This is a genomic window from Polynucleobacter sp. 39-46-10, from assembly GCF_002282275.1.
Genome location: NZ_NCJB01000410.1, coordinates 1 through 1,841 on the forward strand (window position 1 = coordinate 1; position 1,841 = coordinate 1,841).

The 1,841-nt window shown below is 45.6% G+C and carries 2 protein-coding genes; one reads left to right on the forward strand and one right to left on the reverse strand.

Annotated elements, in window-relative coordinates; all coding sequences use genetic code 11:
- Positions 1–18 precede the first annotated feature (18 nt).
- Positions 19–621, forward strand: a complete 603-nt coding sequence (locus B7X71_RS16230; RefSeq protein WP_293601491.1) for a YSC84-related protein — start codon at positions 19–21, stop codon at positions 619–621.
- 40 nt (positions 622–661) lie between these two features.
- On the opposite strand, the gene B7X71_RS16235 is transcribed toward B7X71_RS16230, so the two are convergent.
- On the reverse strand, positions 662–1,841 hold a 1,180-nt coding region (locus B7X71_RS16235), incomplete at its 5' end, for a 2-isopropylmalate synthase (protein WP_293601492.1).

The window sequence follows — 1,841 nt, forward strand, 5'->3', positions numbered from 1 at the left end:
TAATAAAATCAATAACTTATGAAAATTTATCCCCTCGCCACCCCTATATTTACTTTGGTTTTAGGTACTTTTTGCCTCAATAACAGTGCTTTTGCCCAATTTTCCAATCCTTTTGCACCTCAAAAGACAGTTGCTCAGCAACAGGAGGATATTCTTAAAACGAGCAATGACACCCTTAAAGCGCTATACCAAGTACAGCCCAAGGCAAAAGAACTGATCGAAAAGTCTGTTGGCTACGCCACATTTAGTAACTTTGGCATGAAGATATTCATTGCAGGCGGAGGTACCGGCAGCGGCGTAGTCATCCAAAAGGATGGGCTTAAACCAATTTATATGAATATGGCTGAAGTACAAGCTGGTCTTGGCTTTGGAATTAAATCATTCCAGAACATCTTTGTATTTCAGACAAAAGCTGCCTTAAATGACTTCGTGAATTCCGGATGGACCTTTGGCGGCCAAATGACTGCAGCCGCCAAATACGAAAAAGATGGCGATGCCTACCAAGATGCAGTGGTCGTTGCGCCCGGCGTGTTGATGTACCAATTGACTGACTCGGGCCTTGCCGCTGAAATCACCGGCAAGGGCACCAAGTATTACAAAAATACAGACCTCGATAAATAAGAGGTGTAATTCAGAAGCGTCGAAAATACGATCCCAATAATTAAGGCGTCATCTGCGCATTGAGCTTAGCTTGACTCGGATCATGCAATTTATTGAGCGCAGATAAATACGCTTTCGCTGAAGCGGCAATGATGTCTGGATCAGTTCCAACGCCGTTCACAATACGCCCGCCCTTAGCCAAACGCACAGTCACCTCACCCTGAGACTGCGTACCCGAAGTGATTGCGTTGACCGAGTAAAGCAATTGCTCTGCCCCACTCTTCACCACTTCTTCAATCGCATTCAAGCTAGCATCAACTGGGCCGTTACCTTCAGACTCGGAGCTTGTCTCTTTATCCCCAACCCGGAAGGTGACTTTAGATTTTGGACGTTCACCTGTTTCAGAATGCTGACTCAAGGAGATAAATTTATAAAACTCACCCTCTTCCGCTGCAGCAGAATCCGACATGATCGCAATAATATCTTCATCAAATATTTCTGATTTTTGATCAGCTAATGTTTTAAAGCGAACAAATGCCTCATTCAAATCTGCTTCAGCTTCAATCGCAATGCCCAACTCCTGTAAACGCTGTTTGAATGCATTGCGACCGGACAGCTTACCCAGCACGATCTTATTGGCAGACCAACCTACATCTTCAGCGCGCATGATTTCATAGGTATCGCGATTCTTCAAGATGCCATCTTGGTGAATACCGGAGGTATGCGCAAAAGCATTAGCGCCAACGACTGCCTTGTTTGGCTGAACAACAAAACCAGTAATTTGCGATACCAATTTGGATGCCGGAACAATCTGGGTAGCATCAATGCCGCACACCATCTCGAAGTAGTCCTTGCGTGTGCGCAAGGCCATCACAATTTCTTCCAGGGCTGTATTACCAGCACGCTCTCCCAAGCCATTAATGGTGCATTCAATTTGACGAGCGCCACCAATCTTCACGCCAGCCAACGAATTAGCAACAGCCATACCCAAGTCATTGTGGCAATGAACAGACCAGACTGCTTTATCTGAATTCGGGACGCGGGTACGCAAAGTTCTAATGAACTCTCCATACAACTCAGGTGTGGCATAACCTACAGTATCGGGGATGTTGATGGTAGTTGCACCTTCATTAATTACCGCCTCAACTACCCTGCACAAGAAATCCATTTCTGAGCGATAGCCATCTTCCGCCGAGAACTCAATATCTTCAGCCAAATTTCGGGCAAAACGAATAGAACGC